This window comes from Actinoallomurus acanthiterrae (genome assembly GCF_054775715.1).
This window is the reverse complement of sequence record NZ_BAAHCO010000001.1, coordinates 1,152,701-1,169,805: the sequence shown is the minus strand read 5'-3', so window position 1 is coordinate 1,169,805 and position 17,105 is coordinate 1,152,701. Positions and strand designations below refer to the sequence as shown.

The following is a 17,105-nucleotide window of genomic DNA, read 5'->3' as shown; positions in this document are numbered from 1 at the left end:
GTCAGCGAACGAACAACTGGTTTGCGGCCGACTGCGCCAGGTGCAGCGCAGGGCCGGGAACCACACCGAGGACCAGAGTAACGAACGCCCCAACTCCGACAGCAGCCGCGGTCGTCGGGCTGAACGCCACGGTGGGCCCGTCCGCCGCCGGGTCGCTGAAGAACATCAGCACGATCACCCGGACGTAGAAGAACGCGGCGATCGCGGAGGAGATCACACCGACGATCACGAGCGGCAGCGCGCCGCCGGCGACCGCGGCCTGGAACACCGCGAACTTACCGGTGAACCCACTGGTCAGCGGGATACCGGCGAACGCGAGCAGGAAGAACGCGAACGTCCCCGCGATGAGCGGCTGGCGCTTGCCGAGCCCCGCCCAGCGGGACAGGTGCCCGGCCTCGCCGCCGGCGTCCCGGACCATCGTGATGACGGCGAAGGCGCCGACGGTCGTGAAGCCGTACGCGGCCAGGTAGAACAGCGTGCTGGACAGGCCCGCCTTGTTGGTCGCGACGACGCCCGTCAGCAGGAAGCCGCCGTGCGCGATCGAGGAGTAGGCGAGCATCCGCTTCACGTCGGTCTGCGTGATCGCGACGACCGCGCCGACCAGCATGGTGAGGATGGCGATGGCCCACATCATCGGCCGCCAGTCCCAGCGCAGCGTCTCCAGGCCGACGTAGAACACCCGCAGGACGGCACCGACCGCGGCGACCACGGTGCAGGAGGCCATCAGCGCGGTGATCGCCGTCGGGGCGCCCTGGTACACGTCCGGCTTCCACGCCTGGAACGGCGCGGCGCCCATCTTGAACAGCAGGCCGACCGAGAGCAGCGCGACGCCCGCGAGCAGCAGCGGCTCGGTGCCGCTCTGCTTGCTGATCGCGGCGGCGATGTCCGACAGCCGGACCGAGCCGGCGAAGCCGTACAGCAGCGCGGTGCCGTAGAGGAAGAACGCCGAGGAGAACGCGCCGAGCAGGAAGTACTTCACCGCGGCCTCCTGCGACAGGAGACGGCGGCGCCGCGCGAGGCCGCACAGCAGGTACAGCGGCAGCGACATGACCTCCAGGGCCACGAACATCGTCAGCAGGTCGTTCGACGCCGGGAAGATCAGCATGCCGCTGACGGCGAACATCACCAGCGGGAAGACCTCGGTCTGCACGAGGCCCGCGACGAGGCTCTCCCGCTCCTCGGGGCTGCCGGGCACCGTGGAGGCCTGCGCCGTGAACGGGCTGGCCTCGTGCGTCCGCTCGGCGATCAGCAGCAACGACATGATGGCGAGGACGAGGATCGTGCCCTGGATGAACAGGGTCGGCCCGTCGACGCCGATCGCGCCCATCGCGGCGACGTGGTGCGGCTGGTCGCCGAGGCCGAGCGCGATCGTCCAGGCGAACGCCGCGACCAGGCCGACCGACGCGACCAGGACCTGCAGCCCGTACCGCTGGGCGCGGGGCGCGAGGGCCTCGACGAGCACGCCGACGGCCGCCGCCCCGAGCACGATCAGGATCGGGGCGAGCCGCCCGTATTCGAGGTGGGGAGCTGGAATATCCCCGGCCGCGAGTACCACGGGTGTCACTGGTGGCTTCCCTTCTCGGCGATCGTCGGCTTCGGGTCCTGCTGGTGGACCTGGACCAGGGTCTGCTTCACCGACGGGTTGATGACGTCCAGCACCGGCTTCGGGTAGAAGCCGAGCGCGACGATGATCGCGATGATCGGCGCGACGACGATCAGCTCGCGCTTGGACAGGTCGCTCATGCCCTTGACCGCCTCGGCGGTCGGGCCGTTCATCGTCCGCTGGTACATCCACAGGATGTAGACGGCGGCCAGGATGATGCCGACCGTCGCGATGACCGCGGGCACCTTGTAGCGGGTGAACGTGCCGACCAGGACCAGGAACTCCGAGACGAAGCTCGACAGACCCGGCAGCGACAGGCCGGACAGACCCGCGACGAGGAAGGTCCCGGCCAGCAGCGGCGCGACCTTCTGCACGCCGCCGTACGCGTCGATCCGCGCCGACCCGCGACGGGAGATCATGAACCCGGCGAGCAGGAACAGCGCGCCGGTCGAGAACCCGTGGTTGACCATGTACAGCGTCGCGCCACTCTGGCCCTGCGTGGTCATCGCGAAGATGCCCAGCGTGATGAAGCCGAAGTGGGAGATCGACGTGTAGGCGATCAGGCGCTTGATGTCGACCTGGCCGATCGCGAGGACCGCGCCGTACACGATGCCGATCACCGACAGGGTCAGCACGACCGGCGTGAACCACTTGGCCGCGCCCGGGAACAGCTCCAGGCAGAACCGCAGCATCCCGTACGTGCCGACCTTGTCGAGCACGCCGACGAGCAGCACGGCGGCGCCGGCGGGCGCCTGGCCCGCGGCGTCCGGCAGCCAGGTGTGGAACGGCACCAGCGGCGCCTTGATCGCGAAGGCGATGAAGAAGCCGAGGAACAGCCACTTGGCGGTGGTCGGCTCGATGTGGAGGTTCCGCAGTTCCGTGAACAGGAACGTGCCGTGGCCGGCGTTGGCCGACACGACGTACAGGCCGATGACGGCGGCGAGCATCAGCAGGCCGCCGAACAGCGAGTACAGCAGGAACTTGACCGCGGCGTACGAGCGCTGCGGCCCGCCGTAGGACCCGATGATGAAGTACACCGGGATCAGCATCGCCTCGAAGAAGACGTAGAAGAGGAAGATGTCGGTCGCCGCGAAGACGCCGATCATCATCGCCTCGAGGGTGAGCAGCAGCGCGAAGTAGGTCTTCACCGACCGCTTCGGCGGGGCGTCTACGCCGCCCGAGCGCTCCGCGTCGTTCCAGGAGGCCAGCACGACGAGCGGCACGAGGATCGTCGACAGCAGGACCAGCACGAGCGCGACGCCGTCGACGCCGACCGCGTAGTGCACACCGAACTGCTTGATCCACCAGTACTTCTCGGTGAACTGGAAGCGCGCGCCGTCCGTCTTGAACTGCACCGCCATGACGATGGACAGCACCGCCACGACGAGCGTGACGACGAGCGCGACCTGCTTGGCCAGCAGGTCACGGCCCTTCGGCAGCAGTGCGACCAGCAGCGCCCCGATGGCGGGTATCGCGATGAGGGCAGTCAGCATGAGGCGACCTTCCGGTGCGGCAGGGAAGTCGTGGCGACCACTAGATCCTCACCAGGAACAGGGCACCGACCACGAGGGCAGCGCCGACGAACATGGACAGTGCGTACGAGCGGACGAAGCCGGTCTGCACGCGCCGCACCCTCCCGGACGTCCCTCCGATGAGCGCGGCGAGGCCGTTGACGATGCCGTCGACGCCGCGGTTGTCGAAGTAGACGGTGAGGCGGGTCAGCCACTGGCCGGGCCGCATGAACAGCGACTCGTTGAGCGCGTCGCCGTACAGGTCCTTGCGGGCGAAGGTGACGGCGGGGTTGCCCGCCGGGGCGGTGCGCGGGACCGGGCGTCGCAGGTACTGCAGGTACGCGATGCCGATGCCGACCACCATGAGCGCGAACACGACGATCGTGTACGGCGTGATCAGCTTGTGCGCCGCCTCGGGCTCGCCCACGACCGGTGCGAGGAACTTCGCGAACCGGTCGCCGGCGATGAGGAAGGCGCCGCCCGCGATCGAGCCGATGGCGAGGAAGATCAGCGGGATCGTCATGACCTTCGGCGACTCGTGCGGGTGCACGTCCTCGTCCCAGCGCGGCTCGCCGAAGAACGTCATGAACATCACGCGGGACATGTAGTACGCGGTGATGCCGGCGCCGAGCAGCGCGAGCCAGCCGAGGATCTGACCGGACGTGCCGCCCTTCTCGAAGGCGGCGTCGATGATGCCGTCCTTGGTCCACCAGCCGGACAGGCCGGGGAAGCCGATGATGGCGAGGTAGCCGAGGCCGAACGTCGCGAACGTGATCGGCATGACCTTCCGCAGGCCGCCGTACTTGCGCATGTCGACGTCGTCGTTCATCGCGTGCATGACCGAGCCGGCACCGAGGAACAGGCCGGCCTTGAAGAAGCCGTGCGCGATGAGGTGCGCGATCGCGAAGACGTAGCCGGCCGGGCCGAGGCCGGCGGCCAGCACCATGTAGCCGATCTGCGACATCGTCGAGCCGGCGAGGGCCTTCTTGATGTCGTCCTTGGCGCAACCGATGAGCGCACCGGCGAGCAGTGTGGCGACGCCGACGATCGTGACGAGCAGCCGCGCGTCCGCCGACAGCTCGAAGATCGCGTGGGAGCGGACGATCAGGTAGACGCCCGCGGTGACCATGGTCGCCGCGTGGATGAGCGCCGACACCGGGGTCGGGCCCTCCATGGCGTCCAGCAGCCAGGACTGCAGCGGCAGCTGGGCGGACTTACCGCAGGCGCCGAGCAGGAGCAGCAGGCCGATCGCGGTGATGGTGCCCTGCGACGCCTGCGAGGCGTGGCCGAAGACGTCCTGGTAGCTCAGCGAGCCGAACGTCGCGAACATCACCATGATCCCGACCGAGAGGCCGAAGTCGCCGACCCGGTTGACGATGAACGCCTTCTTGGCCGCCGTCGCCGCGCTCGGCTTGTGCTGCCAGAACCCGATCAGCAGGTACGAGGCGAGACCGACGCCCTCCCAGCCGATGTACAGGCCGACGTAGTTGTCGGCGAGCACGAGCAGCAGCATCGCCGCCACGAACAGGTTCAGGTAGGCGAAGAACCGCCGCCGGTCCGGGTCGTGGCTCATGTAGCCGATCGAATAGATGTGGATCAGCGAGCCGACGCCTGTGATCAACAGCACGAAGCTGATCGACAGTGGGTCGATCAGCAGGTTCATATTGATCTTCAGGGAGCCGGCCGGGATGTACTCGAAGAGGTGCACGAACCGACTGCGCCCCTCGGCCCCCTGGCCCAGCATCTGCACGAACGCGAGGACACCGACGACGAAGGCCCCGAGGGACATCGCGGTGCCCAGCAGGTGGCCCCACTTGTCGGTGCGGCGCCCGCTCAGCAGCAGGATCGCCGCGCCGGCCAGCGGCAGGGCGATCAGCAGCCAGGCGGCGGACTGGACGCCCTCGGCCGCCTGGGGGTGGAGTTCCGGCCCCGCGGCGGCAAGAACAGCGTTCATCGTGGTCATCGAGATGTCCTCAGTACTTCAGCAGGTTGGCGTCGTCGACCGACGAGGACTTCCTGCTCCGGAAGATCGTCATGATGATCGCCAGTCCGACGACGACCTCGGCCGCGGCGACGACCATCACGAAGAACGCGATGATCTGCCCGTCGAGGCTGCCGTGCATGCGGGCGAAGGCCACGAACGCCAGGTTGGTGGCGTTGAGCATGAGCTCGACGCACATGAAGACCACGATGGCGTTGCGGCGGATCAGCACGCCGATCCCGCCGATCGTGAACAGGATGGCGGACAGAACCAAGTAGTGGCCCGTCACTGTTCTTCCTCCTCGACCTCGACCGGCTTGGCGATCACGGCCTTGACCGTCTTGGTCTCCTGCCGGACGACCGCCTCGGGCGACGCGCCGTGCAGGTCCTCGTGCTCACCGGTACGGCGCCGGGCGATGACCGGGCTGACCGAGAGCTCGGAGATGCTGCCGTCCGGCAGCAGGGCCGGCATGTCGACGGCGTTGTGCCGGGCGTACGTGCCGGGCGGCGGCAGCGGCGAGACGCGGTCGCTCTTGATCCGCTCCTTCGACAGCTGCTTCTGCGTCGGCTTCGGGCGGAGCCGCTCGCGGTGGGCGAGCACCATCGCGCCCAGCGCCGCGGTGATCAGCAGGGCGCTGGTCACCTCGAACGCGAAGACGTACTTGGTGAAGATCAGCCGCGCCAGGCCCATGACGTTGCCGCCGCCCGCGTTGGCGTCCTTCAGGCCGGCCGACTTCGGCAGCGCCGCGTGGCCGAACCCGACGAACAGCAGGACGGCGAAGGCGATGCCCACGATCGCGGCGGCGACGCGCTGACCCTTGATCGTCTCGATCAGCGAGTCGGTCGAGCTGACACCGATGATCATGACGACGAACAGGAAGAGCATCAGCACCGCGCCGGTGTAGACGATCACCTGCACGAATGCCAGGAACGGCGCCTCGTTCACGGCGTACAGCACCGCGAGCGAGAACATCACCGCCGCCAGCATCAGTGCCGAGTGCACGGCCTTACGCGTGAGGATCATGCCGAGGGCCGCCCCGACCGAGACGACCGCGAGGATCCAGAAGATCGCGCTCTCGCCCGTCTGGTGCGCGCCCGCGGCCGCAACCCCGGTCATTTGGCACCGTCCTTGGAATCGCTCTTGGCGCCGAGGAGGTAGTAGTCCTCCTCGGTCTCGCCGAGACGCATCTCGTGCGGCGGAGCCTCCATGGCCTCGGTCAGCGGCGCGAGCAGCATCTCCTTGGTGTAGATGAGGCTCTCGCGGCTGTCGTCGGCGAGCTCGTACTCGTTGGTCATCGTGAGCGCCCGCGTCGGGCACGCCTCGATGCACAGCCCGCAGAGGATGCACCGCAGGTAGTTGATCTGGTAGGTGCGGCCGTAACGCTCACCCGGGGAGAACCGCTCCTCCTCGGTGTTGTCGGCACCCTCGACGTAGATCGCGTCCGCCGGGCACGCCCACGCGCACAGCTCGCAGCCGACGCACTTCTCCAGGCCGTCGGGCCAGCGGTTCAGCTGGTGACGGCCGTGGAAGCGCGGCGCCGTGGGCTTCTTGACCTCGGGGTACTCCACCACCTCGGTCTTGCTGAGCATCTGGTGGAAAGCGACGCCGAACCCCTTGATCGGGTTCAGGAAATCAAGCACGGGTGGCCTCCGCAGAGTTGGACGCACGGGCGTTGCCGACGCCGTGGTAGTGCGGCGCGTCGAGCGGCGGCACCGGGAACCCGCCCGCCATCGGATCGCCGTCGGCCCCGGCCTCGGCCTCCTCCGGCTGCGCCTCGCCCGCCGACGTCCGTTCCCAGACGAACGAGCCGAGCAGCAGGAGCACGGCGACCAGAGCGGCGATCAGCATGATCGGCCCGACGTCGTGCTTCTCGTTGCGCAGGGCCCGCACCGCCGACACGAAGAGGATCCAGCCGAGCGAGACCGGGATGAGGACCTTCCAGCCGAGCTTCATCAGCTGGTCGTAGCGGACCCGCGGCAGGGCGGCGCGCAGCCAGATGAAGAAGAAGGTGAACATCCAGATCTTGACCAGGAACCACAGGATCGGCCACCAGCCGGCGTTGGCGCCGGACCAGAACCAGGTGATCGGCCACGGGGCGCGGTAGCCGCCGAGGAAGAGCGTCACGCACAGCGCCGACAGCGTCGTCATGTTCACGTACTCGGCGAGGTAGAACATCATGAACTTCAGCGACGAGTACTCGGTGTGGTAGCCGGCGACCAGCTCGCCCTCGCCCTCGGGCAGGTCGAACGGGATACGTCCCGACTCCCCCATCATCGTGAAGATGTAGATCACGAACGACGGCAACAGCAGGACCGCGTACCAGGACGGCGTGTGGAACGTCATCCCGGCGATCTTGAACGCGCTGCCGTGCGCCTGCGCGGCGACGATCTCCGAGGTGGACAGCGACCCGGCGAACAGGAACACCGCCACGAACGACAGGCCCATCGCGATCTCGTACGAGATCACCTGGGCGCTGGAGCGCAACCCGCCCAGCAGGGCGTACGGCGACATCGACGACCAGCCGGCGAGCACGAAGCCGTACACGCCGATCGAGGCCATCGCCAGCGGCAGCAGCACCGCGACCGGCAGGTCGGCCAGCTGCAGCGGCGTCTTGTGCCCGCCGATCGAGACGACCCCGCCCCACGGGATGATCGAGAACGACACCATCGCGGGCGCGGCGGCGAGGATCGGCGCGAGGAAGAACACCACCTTGTCCACGCCGCGCGGGACGATGTCCTCCTTCAGCGCGCCCTTGATGCCGTCGAACAGCGCCTGCAGGATGCCGAAGGGGCCGGCGCGGTTCGGGCCGGGCCGCAGCTGCATCCGGCCGATGATCCGGCGCTCCGCCCAGACGGTGATCAGCACCGTCAGCAGCAGGAACACGAAGACCACCAGCGCCTTGAGCCCGATAATCCACCACGGGTCGTGCCCGAAGCTGTTCAGCGTGGCGCCCTCGGCGAGGACGTGGGTGGCGTTCATGCGACGCTCCCGTTCTGGATCTTCACGACCGCCCCGGCCGAAACGCCCAGGTCCCGGTGGACCGCGCAGCCCGGGGAGTTCTCGGGGAGCCAGACCACGCGATCCGGCATGTCGACGATCTCCAGCGGAAGGGTGATCTCGCCGTGCGCCGTGGCCACGGTGACCTTCCCGTCCACTCCGATCTCCTCGGCCGTCGCCACGCTCACGCGGGCGACCGGCACCTTCGCGGTGCCCGCGAGGTACGGCTCGCCGTCCTGCATCCGGCCCGCGTCGAGCAGCATCCGCCAGGTCGCCAGCAGCGCCTCGCCCTTGCCCGGGTCCGCGGGAACGGCGGCGGGCACGCTCGGCAGGCTCGGCCGGTCGCCGCGGAACGCGCCGAGCGCGGCCAGCTCGCGGCGGGCCGCCGCCGAGTCCGGCAGGCCCAGGTGGACGTCGAGCTGGTCGGCGATGGCGGCCAGCACCTTCAGGTCCGACATGACGCCGGGAGTCTTGAGCACGACGTCGAACTGGCGGCCGCGGCCCTCCCAGTTGACGAACGTCCCGGCCTTCTGCGTCACCGTCGCCACCGGCAGCACCACGTCGGCGCGGTCGGTGACCGCGCTGACCCGCTGCTCGAGGCTGACGATGAACGGGGTGGTCTCCAGCGCCTCCAGCGCGGCGGCCGGGTCCGGCAGGTCGTGCGGGTCGACGCCGCCGACGAGCAGCGCGTCGATCTCCCCGTCCCGCGCGGCGGCGAGGATGCCCTCGGTGTCGCGGCCCGGCGTCTCCGGCAGCGCGCTCACGGTCCAGGCCCGGGCGACCTCGCCGCGCGCGGCGGCGTCGGTGACCGGGCGGCCGATCGGCAGCAGGGTCGGCAGCGCGCCGGCCTCGACGGCGCCGCGCTCACCGGCCCGGCGCGGGATCCACGCCAGGCGGGCGCCGGTGGCCGTGGCCAGGCGGCCGGCGGCCGACAGCGCGCCGGGCACCGACGCGAGCCGCTCGCCGATGAGCACGATCGCGCCCTCGGCCTTGAGCAGCTCGGCCGCGGCCTTGCCCGCGTCGTCCCGGGCCGTCCCGGTGATCAGGTCGCCCAGGGTCTCGGCCTCGCCGCCCGGCACCGTCTTCAGCAGCGTGCCGGACATCTTGCGCAGGCCGCGCGTGGCGAACGGCGCGACGGAGTAGACCTTCAGACCGTGCTTGCGGGCCGCCTTGCGGAGCCGCAGGAAGACGATCGGCGACTCCTCCTCCGGCTCGAAGCCGGCGAGCAGCACCGCCGGGGCCTGCTCCAGATCGGCGTAGGACACCGTGATCGGCCGGCCCGCGACGGTCGCGGCCAGGAACTCGGCCTCCTCGCCCGAATGCGCGCGGGCGCGGAAGTCGATGTCGTTCGTGCCGAGCGCGATGCGGGCGAACTTGCTGTACGCGTAGGCGTCCTCGAGCGTGACGCGGCCGCCGGTCAGCACGGCCGCCTTGCCCCGGGCGCGGGCCAGGCCCTCGGCCGCGACGCTCAGCGCCTCCGGCCAGGACGCCGGCTCCAGCACGCCGTCCTCGTTGCGGATCAGCGGGTGGGTCAGGCGGTCGGGCTGGGTGGCGTACGTGAACGCCCACCGGCCCTTGTCGCAGTTCCACTCCTCGTTGACCTGCGGGTCGTCACCGGCCAGCCGGCGCGTCACCTTGCCGCGCCGGTGGTCGGTGCGCTGGGCGCAGCCGGAGGCGCAGTGCTCGCAGACGCTCGGCGTCGACACCAGGTCGAACGGGCGGGAGCGGAAGCGGTACGCCGCGCCGGTCAGCGCGCCGACCGGGCAGATCTGCACCGTGTTGCCGGAGAAGTACGACTGGAACGGCTCGTCGGTCGCGGCGCCGACCTGCTCCTTGGCGCCGCGCTCGAGCAGGTCGATGAACGCGTCGCCCGCGATCTGGTCGGCGAACCGGGTGCAGCGGGCGCACTGGATGCACCGCTCGCGGTCAAGCAGCACCTGCGAGGACAGCGCGACCGGCTTCGGGAACGTCCGCTTCGTCTCGACGAACCGGGACTCGCCGCGGCCGTTGGACATCGCCTGGTTCTGCAGCGGGCACTCGCCGCCCTTGTCGCAGATCGGGCAGTCCAGCGGGTGGTTGATGAGCAGCAGCTCCATCACACCGTGCTGGGCCTTGTCCGCCACCGGCGAGGTCAGCTGGGTCTGGATCACCATCCCCGGCATGACCGTGGTGGTGCAGGACGCCTGCGGCTTGGGCATCGGCCGCCCGTTGCCGGCGTCCGGGATCTCCACCAGGCACTGGCGGCAGGCGCCGACGGGGTCGAGCAGCGGGTGGTCACAGAACCGCGGGATCTGGATGCCGAGCAGCTCGGCGGCCCGGATGATCAGCGTGCCCTTCGGAACACTGATCTCGAAGCCGTCGATCGTGACGGAGATCAGGTCCTCGCGCTTCTCGACCCCGGTGCTGTCGGTGACGGTCACTTTCCACCTGCCCACGCGGTCGAGGCGGCCCGGTCGAAGGGACAGCCGCCCTGTTCGAAGTGCTGGATGTACTCGTCGCGGAAGTACTGGATGGACGAGGTCACCGGGCTGGTCGCGCCGTCGCCGAGCGCGCAGAACGACCGGCCCAGGATGTTGTCCGACAGGTCGAGGAGGGTGTCGAGGTCCTTCTCGCTGCCCTCGCCCTTCTCCAGGCGCTTGAGCATCTGCTTGTACCAGTACGTGCCCTCGCGGCACGGCGTGCACTTACCGCACGACTCGTGCGCGTAGAACTCGCTCCAGCGCAGCACCGCCCGGACGACGCAGGTCGTCTCGTCGAAGAGCTGCAGCGCCCGGGTGCCGAGCATGGAACCCGCCGCGCCGACCGACTCGAAGTCCAGCGGCACGTCGAGGTGCTCGTCGGTGAAGAGCGGCGTGGAGGAGCCGCCCGGCGTCCAGAACTTCAGCCGGTGGCCGTTCCGGATGCCGCCCGCCATGTCGAGCAGCTCGCGGAGCGTGATGCCCAACGGCGCCTCGTACTGGCCCGGCCGGGTCACGTGGCCGGACAGGCTGAAGATGCCGAAGCCCTTGGACTTCTCGGTGCCCATCGCGGCGAACCAGTCGGCGCCGTTCGCGACGATGCCGGGAACGCTGGCGATCGACTCGACGTTGTTGATGACGGTGGGGCCGCCGTACAGGCCGGCCACCGCCGGGAAGGGAGGCTTGAGCCGGGGTTGGCCGCGGTATCCCTCGAGGGAGTCGAGCAGCGCCGTCTCCTCGCCGCAGATGTACGCGCCGGCGCCGGAGTGGACGACAAGCTCCAGGTCGAAGCCGGAGCCGAGGATGTCCTTACCGAGGTAACCCGCCTCGTACGCGTCCGCGACCGCCTGCTGCAGGCGGCGGATGACGTGCAGGACCTCACCGCGCACGTAGATGAAGGCGTGGTTCGCGCGGATCGCGAACGAGCTGATGATGATGCCCTCGATCAGCACGTGTGGGTTGGCCATCATCAGCGGGATGTCCTTGCACGTGCCCGGCTCGGACTCGTCCGCGTTGACGACGAGGTAGTGCGGCTTGCCGTCGCCCTGCGGGATGAAGCCCCACTTCAGGCCGGTCGGGAAGCCCGCGCCGCCACGGCCGCGCAGGCCGGAGTCCTTCACCGCCTGGATGAGGTCGTCCGGGTTCGTGCTCAGGGCCGTGCGGAACGCCTGGTAGCCGCCGGCGTTCTCGTACCCGCGCAGGGTGAACGAGTCGGCCTGGTCCCAGGTCTTCGTCAGGATCGGGGTCAGAGTGGTCATTTGGTCTCCTGCTCGGGCTCAGGAGCGGTCCAGCCGTTGCGCTTGGCCAGCTCCAGGCCGACCAGCGACTCCGGACCGGCCTGCACGCCCTCTCCGGCGCGGCCGTCGTTGAAGCCCGCGAGCACCCGCGACGCCTGCTTCCAGCTGCACACCGAGCCCGGGCCGCGGGTCGGGGCGACCGCCTTGCCGGCGCGCAGGTCGTCGACGAGCTGCTTGGCCTTCTCCGGCGTCATGTCGTCGAAGAACTCCCAGTTGACCATCACCACAGGGGCGAAGTCGCAGGCGGCGTTGCACTCGATCCGCTCGAGGCTGACCTTGCCGTCCTCGGTCGCCTCGTCGTGACCGACGCCGACGTGCTCGGACAGCTCCTCCCAGATCTGGTCGCCGCCCATGACCGCGCACAGCGTGTTGATGCACACGCCGACGTGGTAGTCGCCGACCGGCTCCCGCTTGTACTGCGTGTAGAAGGTCGCGACGCCGGTGACCTGCGCGGGCGTGATGCCCAGCATGTCGGCGCAGAACTGAATGCCGTCCTCGCTGACGTAGCCGACCTCGGACTGCACCAGGTGCAGCATCGGCAGCAGCGCCGACCGCGGCTTCGGGTAGCGGGCGATGATCTCTTTCGCGTCCCGTTCGAGCCGCTCCAGCATCTCTGGCTCGAAACTCATCGGTCGACTCCCCCCATGACCGGGTCGATACTCGCGACCGCCGCGATGATGTCGGCGACCTGGCCGCCCTCGGACATCGCCGGGGCCGCCTGCAGGTTGGTGAACGACGGGTCGCGGAAGTGCACCCGGTACGGGCGGGTGCCGCCGTCGCTGACCGCGTGACAGCCGAGCTCGCCGCGCGGCGACTCCACCGCGGCGTACACCTGGCCGGCCGGACGCGGAATCCCTCGGTCACCAGCTTGAAGTGGTGGATGAGGGCCTCCATGGACTGGCCCATGATGTGCGCGATGTGGTTCGGCGAGTTGCCCATGCCGTCGGGCCCCAGCGCGAGCTGCGCCGGCCAGCCGATCTTCTTGTCCTCGATCATCACCGGGCCCGACTTGGCGGAGCCGGAGCTCAGCCGGTCGAGGCACTGCTCGATGATCTTCAGGGACTCTTCCATCTCCGCCATGCGGACGAGGTAGCGGCCGTACACGTCGCAGGTCTGCACCGTCGGCACGTCGAACTCGTACGTCTCGTAACCGCAGTACGGCTGGGTCTTGCGCAGGTCCCACGGCAGGCCCGCGGCGCGCAGGACCGGGCCAGTGATGCCCAGCGCCATGCAGCCGGTCAGGTCGAGATAGGCGATGTCCTTCGTCCGCGCCACGAACACCGGGTTCGCGTCGAGGAGCTTGCGCAGCTGCTTGAGCCGCTGCTTCTCCCGCTTGACGAAGTCACCGATCTTGTCGATCGCGCCCGGCGGGAGGTCCTGCGCGACGCCGCCCGGCCGGATGTAGGCCATGTTCATCCGCAGGCCCGCGACCATCTCGAAGATGTCGAGGGCGTACTCGCGCTCGATGAACCCGTTGAGCATGACGGTGGTGGCGCCGAGCTCCAGGCCGAACGTCGCGATCGCGACCAGGTGCGAGGAGATCCGGTTGACCTCCATCATCATCACCCGGATGACCTGCGCCCGCTCCGGGACGTCGTCGGTGACGCCGAGCAGCTTCTCCACCGCGAGGCAGTACGACGCCTCGTTGAACAGCGGCGCGAGGTAGTCCATGCGGGTGCAGAACGTGGTCCCCTGGGTCCACGTCCGGTACTCCATGTTCTTCTCGATGCCGGTGTGGAGGTAGCCGATGCCCAGCCGGGCCTCGTCGACCGTCTCGCCGTCGAGCGTCAGGATGAGCCGGAGCACGCCGTGCGTCGACGGGTGCTGGGGACCCATGTTGACGACCATGCGGTCCTCGTCGCCGGACGCCGCGGCGTCGACGATCTGGTCCCAGTCCTGGCCGCCCACGTTGTAGACGGTGCCCTCGGTCGCCTCACCGGTGCCGTACGCGTCGTAGTCGGTGGCGGTCATACGTACGACCTCCTCTCGTCGGGCGGGGGCACCTTCGCCCCGCGGTACTCGACGGGGATGCCGCCGAGGGGGTAGTCCTTGCGCTGCGGGTGGCCCTGCCAGTCGTCCGGCATCATGATCCGCGTCAGCGCCGGGTGGCCGTCGAAGACGATCCCGAAAAAGTCGTACGTCTCGCGCTCGTGCCAGTCGTTGGTCGGGTAGACCGCGACGAGCGAGGGGACGTGCGGGTCGGTGTCGGGGCAGGTGACCTCCAGCCGGACGCGCCGGTTGTGGGTCATCGACAGCAGCGGGTAGACCGCGTGCAGCTCCGCGCCGGTCTCGGCCGGGTAGTGCACGCCGGAGACGCCGGTGCACAGCTCGAAGCGCAGCTTCGGGTCGTCGCGCAGGGTCTGGGCGACCGCGGCCAGGTGCTCGCGGCGGATGACGAGCGTCAGCTCGCCCCGGTCCACGACGACCCGCTCGATCGCCTCGCCGAACTCGGGGTAGGCCCGCTCGAGCTCGTTCGCGATCTCGTCGAACTCGCCCTCGGCGCCGGTCGTGCGGGGACCGCCGTACGGGCGCGGGCTGGAGACCTTCGGTGCCTGCCGGACGACGAGCTTGCCGTATCCCGAGGTGTCACCGGTGGTCTTCGCGCCGAACATGCCCATGCGGGCGACCGGCTGCTCCCGCCGGTCTTCCTCGGCGTGCGCGGGCAGCTGGTCGGCGGCCTGCTCGGCCTGCTGCTCGGGATGCTGGCTGGTCACGACACCACCTCGGGCTGGTCCAGGAGGGGCAGCTGGCGGAGCTTGGCCTTCTCGAGCTCCTCGATCTCCCGCTTGCGGTGCACGCCCATCTTGGTGTTCTGGATCTTGTCGTGCAGCTTGAGGATCGCGTCGAGCAGCATCTCCGGGCGCGGCGGGCAGCCGGGCAGGTAGATGTCGACCGGCACGATGTGGTCGACGCCCTGGACGATCGCGTAGTTGTTGAACATGCCGCCGGAGGAGGCGCACACGCCCATCGCGATGACCCACTTCGGCGAGGCCATCTGGTCGTAGATCTGCCGGAGCACGGGGGCCATCTTCTGGCTCACCCGACCGGCGACGATCATCAGGTCGGCCTGTCGCGGCGAGCCCGAGGCGCGCTCCATGCCCCATCGGGAGAAGTCGTGGCGCGGGTCGCCCGTCGCCATCATCTCGATGGCGCAACAGGCGAGGCCGAACGTCGCCGGCCACACCGAGCTCTTCCGCGCCAGCCCGATGACCTGCTCGACCGTGGTCAGCAGCACACCAGCGGGGAGTTTCTCTTCAAGACCCATTGTCAGTCCCACTCCAGACCACCGCGACGCCACACGTAGGCGTACGCGATGAGGACGGTGACGATGAAGAGCACCATTTCGACGAGACCGAACAGCCCCATGTGGTCGAACGCGACCGCCCAGGGGTAGAGGAAGATGATCTCAATGTCGAAGACGATGAACAGCATCGCCGTCAGGTAGTACTTCACCGGGAAGCGACCGCCGCCGACCGGCTGCGGCGTCGGTTCGATACCGCATTCGTACGCCTCGAGCCGGGCGCGGTTCCAGCGCTTGGGCCCCGTGAAGGACCCCATGATCACCGAGCCGACGGCGAACAGCAGCGCGAGTGCGCCCAGTACGACAATAGGAACGTAGAGGTTCAAGATCCCTACACCCCCCTCTCGGTGAGTGCCTGCGAACACGCCTCCGGCGCTGTGAAAATCCTAGGCAACGCGATCATCACTTCTTCTCTCGGGGTCTCACGCCGCCGGCGCCATCTTCGACATCGCGTTGATGACCCGGTCCATCGCGTCGCCGCCCCGCGGATCCGTGAGGTTGGCGAGCAGCTTCAGCGTGAACCGCATCAGCGTCGGGTGCGGCAGGCCGTGGCGTGTCGCGAACTTCATGATGCGCGGATCACCGATCGCCTTCACGAAGATCCGCCCGATCGTGTAGTAGCCGCCATAGGTCTCCTTCAGCACGCGCGGGTAGTCGTGCAGGGCACGCTCACGCTGCGCGGCGGTGGGCCGGCCCAGCGCCTGGGCGATGATCTCGGCCGCCATCTCCCCGGACTCCATCGCGTACGCGATGCCTTCGCCGTTGAACGGGTTGATCATGCCGCCCGCGTCGCCGACCAGCACGAGGCCGCGCGTGTAGTGCGGCGTCCGGTTGAAGCCCATCGGCAGGGCGGCGCCGCGCACCGGGCCGGTGGCGTTGTCCTCCTGGTAGCCCCACTCCTGCGGCATTCCGGCGAGCCAGCTCTTCAGCAGGGCGCGGTAGTCGACGTTCTTGAACGCCTCGCTCGTGTTGAGCAGGCCGAGACCGACGTTGGAGGTGCCGTCGCCGACGCCGAAGATCCAGCCGTAGCCGGGCAGCAGCCGGTCGCCGTCCCACAGTTCCAGCCAGGACTCGAGGTAGTCGTCGTCGTGGCGCGGGCTCGTGTAGTAGCGCCGGACCGCCACGCCGATCGGCCGGTCGTCGCGCTTGCGCAGCCCCATGGCGAGCGAGAGCCGGGTGGAGTTGCCGTCGGCGGCGACGACGAGCGGCGCCTTGAACGTGACCTCGCCGTCGTCGGTCTTGGCGACGACGCCGGTGATCCGGCCGGTGCGGTCGTCGAGGACCGGGCCGGTCACGTTGGTGTTCATGCGGAGCTTGACCCCGGCGGCGATGGCGCGCTCGACGAGAATCTGGTCGAAGTCCATGCGCGTACGGACCAGGCCGTAGTCGGGGTAGCTCGCCAGATCGGGCCAGGGCAGCTCCAGACGGGTGCCGCCGCCGATGATCCGCAGGCCCTTGTTCCGGATCCAGCCGGGCGCGTCGAGGTCGACGCCCATCTTGATCAGCTGTTTGACCGCGCGCGGGGTCAGGCCGTCACCGCACACCTTCTCGCGCGGGAACGTCGTCTTCTCCAGCAGGAGGACGTTCAGGCCCGTCTGCGCCAGGTGGTATGCCGTCGTCGAACCCGCCGGGCCGGCACCGACGACGATGACGTCGGCCTCGGTCGCGGAGTCCTGCTGCGGTATGGACACTGGCTCGGTCACGAGAATCCTTCGGGTGCACGGTTTCGGTTGTGCCGCCCCGGGTCGGGGGCGATGCCGCGACGGATCGTACGGGGCTGCGTGGAGCCGGGTGCGACCCGGGGTGCGTCTGCTCTCTTGTTCTTTTGTGAAGCACTTCACAAGCGGCTTACACCGTGAGTGTAAACCTTGCGTGACATTCCAGGGGAACCACGCGCGCGGCCCGATCGTACGCGCCCTCCCGCATGCGGCGTTAACCGAGGGCTTGCGTACGCTTAC

14 protein-coding genes and 1 pseudogene are annotated in these 17,105 nt (G+C 69.2%); all 15 read right to left on the bottom strand.

Annotated elements, in window-relative coordinates; all coding sequences use genetic code 11:
- Nucleotide 1: 1 nt before the first annotated feature.
- A complete protein-coding gene (gene nuoN / locus ACYVF7_RS05750) occupies nucleotides 2–1,564 on the bottom strand; it encodes an NADH-quinone oxidoreductase subunit NuoN (protein ID WP_460335947.1) in 1,563 nt (520 codons plus the stop codon).
- Complete coding sequence (locus ACYVF7_RS05745) at nucleotides 1,561–3,096, bottom strand: NADH-quinone oxidoreductase subunit M (protein ID WP_460335944.1); 1,536 nt, start codon at nucleotides 3,094–3,096, stop codon at nucleotides 1,561–1,563. Before ACYVF7_RS05745 ends, nuoN begins: the two co-directional genes overlap by 4 nt.
- 40 nt (nucleotides 3,097–3,136) lie before the next feature.
- Nucleotides 3,137–5,068, bottom strand: coding sequence for an NADH-quinone oxidoreductase subunit L (nuoL, locus tag ACYVF7_RS05740; RefSeq protein WP_460357800.1), 1,932 nt, complete (start codon nucleotides 5,066–5,068; stop codon nucleotides 3,137–3,139).
- Nucleotides 5,069–5,087: 19 nt separating this feature from the next.
- Entirely contained in the window at nucleotides 5,088–5,384 is a 297-nt protein-coding gene (gene nuoK, locus ACYVF7_RS05735; protein WP_460335937.1) for an NADH-quinone oxidoreductase subunit NuoK, read from the bottom strand.
- Nucleotides 5,381–6,211, bottom strand: coding sequence for an NADH-quinone oxidoreductase subunit J (locus ACYVF7_RS05730; protein ID WP_460335934.1), 831 nt, complete (start codon nucleotides 6,209–6,211; stop codon nucleotides 5,381–5,383). The genes nuoK and ACYVF7_RS05730 overlap by 4 nt, the downstream gene beginning before the upstream one ends.
- Entirely contained in the window at nucleotides 6,208–6,735 is a 528-nt protein-coding gene (gene nuoI / locus ACYVF7_RS05725; protein ID WP_460335932.1) for an NADH-quinone oxidoreductase subunit NuoI, read from the bottom strand. Before nuoI ends, ACYVF7_RS05730 begins: the two co-directional genes overlap by 4 nt.
- Nucleotides 6,728–8,074 carry an NADH-quinone oxidoreductase subunit NuoH gene (nuoH, locus tag ACYVF7_RS05720; RefSeq protein WP_460335929.1) on the bottom strand — a complete coding sequence of 449 codons (1,347 nt, stop codon included), beginning with the start codon at nucleotides 8,072–8,074 and terminating at the stop codon, nucleotides 6,728–6,730. The genes nuoI and nuoH overlap by 8 nt, the downstream gene beginning before the upstream one ends.
- Nucleotides 8,071–10,512 (bottom strand): NADH-quinone oxidoreductase subunit G, encoded by a 2,442-nt coding sequence (locus tag ACYVF7_RS05715; RefSeq protein ID WP_460335926.1) that lies wholly within the window; start codon nucleotides 10,510–10,512, stop codon nucleotides 8,071–8,073. The genes nuoH and ACYVF7_RS05715 overlap by 4 nt, the downstream gene beginning before the upstream one ends.
- A complete protein-coding gene (nuoF, locus tag ACYVF7_RS05710; RefSeq protein ID WP_460335923.1) occupies nucleotides 10,509–11,807 on the bottom strand; it encodes an NADH-quinone oxidoreductase subunit NuoF in 1,299 nt (432 codons plus the stop codon). The genes ACYVF7_RS05715 and nuoF overlap by 4 nt, the downstream gene beginning before the upstream one ends.
- Complete coding sequence (nuoE, locus tag ACYVF7_RS05705) at nucleotides 11,804–12,475, bottom strand: NADH-quinone oxidoreductase subunit NuoE (protein WP_460335920.1); 672 nt, start codon at nucleotides 12,473–12,475, stop codon at nucleotides 11,804–11,806. The genes nuoF and nuoE overlap by 4 nt, the downstream gene beginning before the upstream one ends.
- Nucleotides 12,472–13,817 (bottom strand): annotated as a pseudogene (locus ACYVF7_RS05700) (NADH-quinone oxidoreductase subunit D). Before ACYVF7_RS05700 ends, nuoE begins: the two are co-directional and overlap by 4 nt.
- Nucleotides 13,814–14,560: an NADH-quinone oxidoreductase subunit C gene (locus ACYVF7_RS05695; RefSeq protein ID WP_460335917.1), complete on the bottom strand. Its 747-nt coding sequence runs from the start codon at nucleotides 14,558–14,560 to the stop codon at nucleotides 13,814–13,816. The pseudogene ACYVF7_RS05700 and the gene ACYVF7_RS05695 overlap by 4 nt, the downstream one beginning before the upstream one ends.
- A complete protein-coding gene (locus tag ACYVF7_RS05690; RefSeq protein ID WP_460335914.1) occupies nucleotides 14,557–15,111 on the bottom strand; it encodes a NuoB/complex I 20 kDa subunit family protein in 555 nt (184 codons plus the stop codon). The genes ACYVF7_RS05695 and ACYVF7_RS05690 overlap by 4 nt, the downstream gene beginning before the upstream one ends.
- A gap of 2 nt (nucleotides 15,112–15,113) precedes the next feature.
- A complete protein-coding gene (locus ACYVF7_RS05685) occupies nucleotides 15,114–15,473 on the bottom strand; it encodes an NADH-quinone oxidoreductase subunit A (protein WP_252779618.1) in 360 nt (119 codons plus the stop codon).
- Between the two features lie 96 nt (nucleotides 15,474–15,569).
- On the bottom strand, nucleotides 15,570–16,850 hold the full coding sequence (locus ACYVF7_RS05680; protein ID WP_460335909.1) for a geranylgeranyl reductase family protein: 1,281 nt from the start codon (nucleotides 16,848–16,850) through the stop codon (nucleotides 15,570–15,572).
- Nucleotides 16,851–17,105 lie beyond the last annotated feature (255 nt).

Bases quoted from the DNA above. Each gene is read 5' to 3' on its own strand.
- nuoH (WP_460335929.1), bottom strand. From the start codon at position 8,074: ATGAACGCCACCCACGTCCTCGCCGAGGGCGCCACGCTGAACAGCTTC.
- nuoL (WP_460357800.1), bottom strand. From the start codon at position 5,068: ATGAACGCTGTTCTTGCCGCCGCGGGGCCGGAACTCCACCCCCAGGCG.
- ACYVF7_RS05730 (WP_460335934.1), bottom strand. From the start codon at position 6,211: ATGACCGGGGTTGCGGCCGCGGGCGCGCACCAGACGGGCGAGAGCGCG.
- nuoE (WP_460335920.1), bottom strand. From the start codon at position 12,475: ATGAGTTTCGAGCCAGAGATGCTGGAGCGGCTCGAACGGGACGCGAAA.
- nuoF (WP_460335923.1), bottom strand. From the start codon at position 11,807: ATGACCACTCTGACCCCGATCCTGACGAAGACCTGGGACCAGGCCGAC.
- ACYVF7_RS05690 (WP_460335914.1), bottom strand. From the start codon at position 15,111: ATGGGTCTTGAAGAGAAACTCCCCGCTGGTGTGCTGCTGACCACGGTC.
- ACYVF7_RS05745 (WP_460335944.1), bottom strand. From the start codon at position 3,096: ATGCTGACTGCCCTCATCGCGATACCCGCCATCGGGGCGCTGCTGGTC.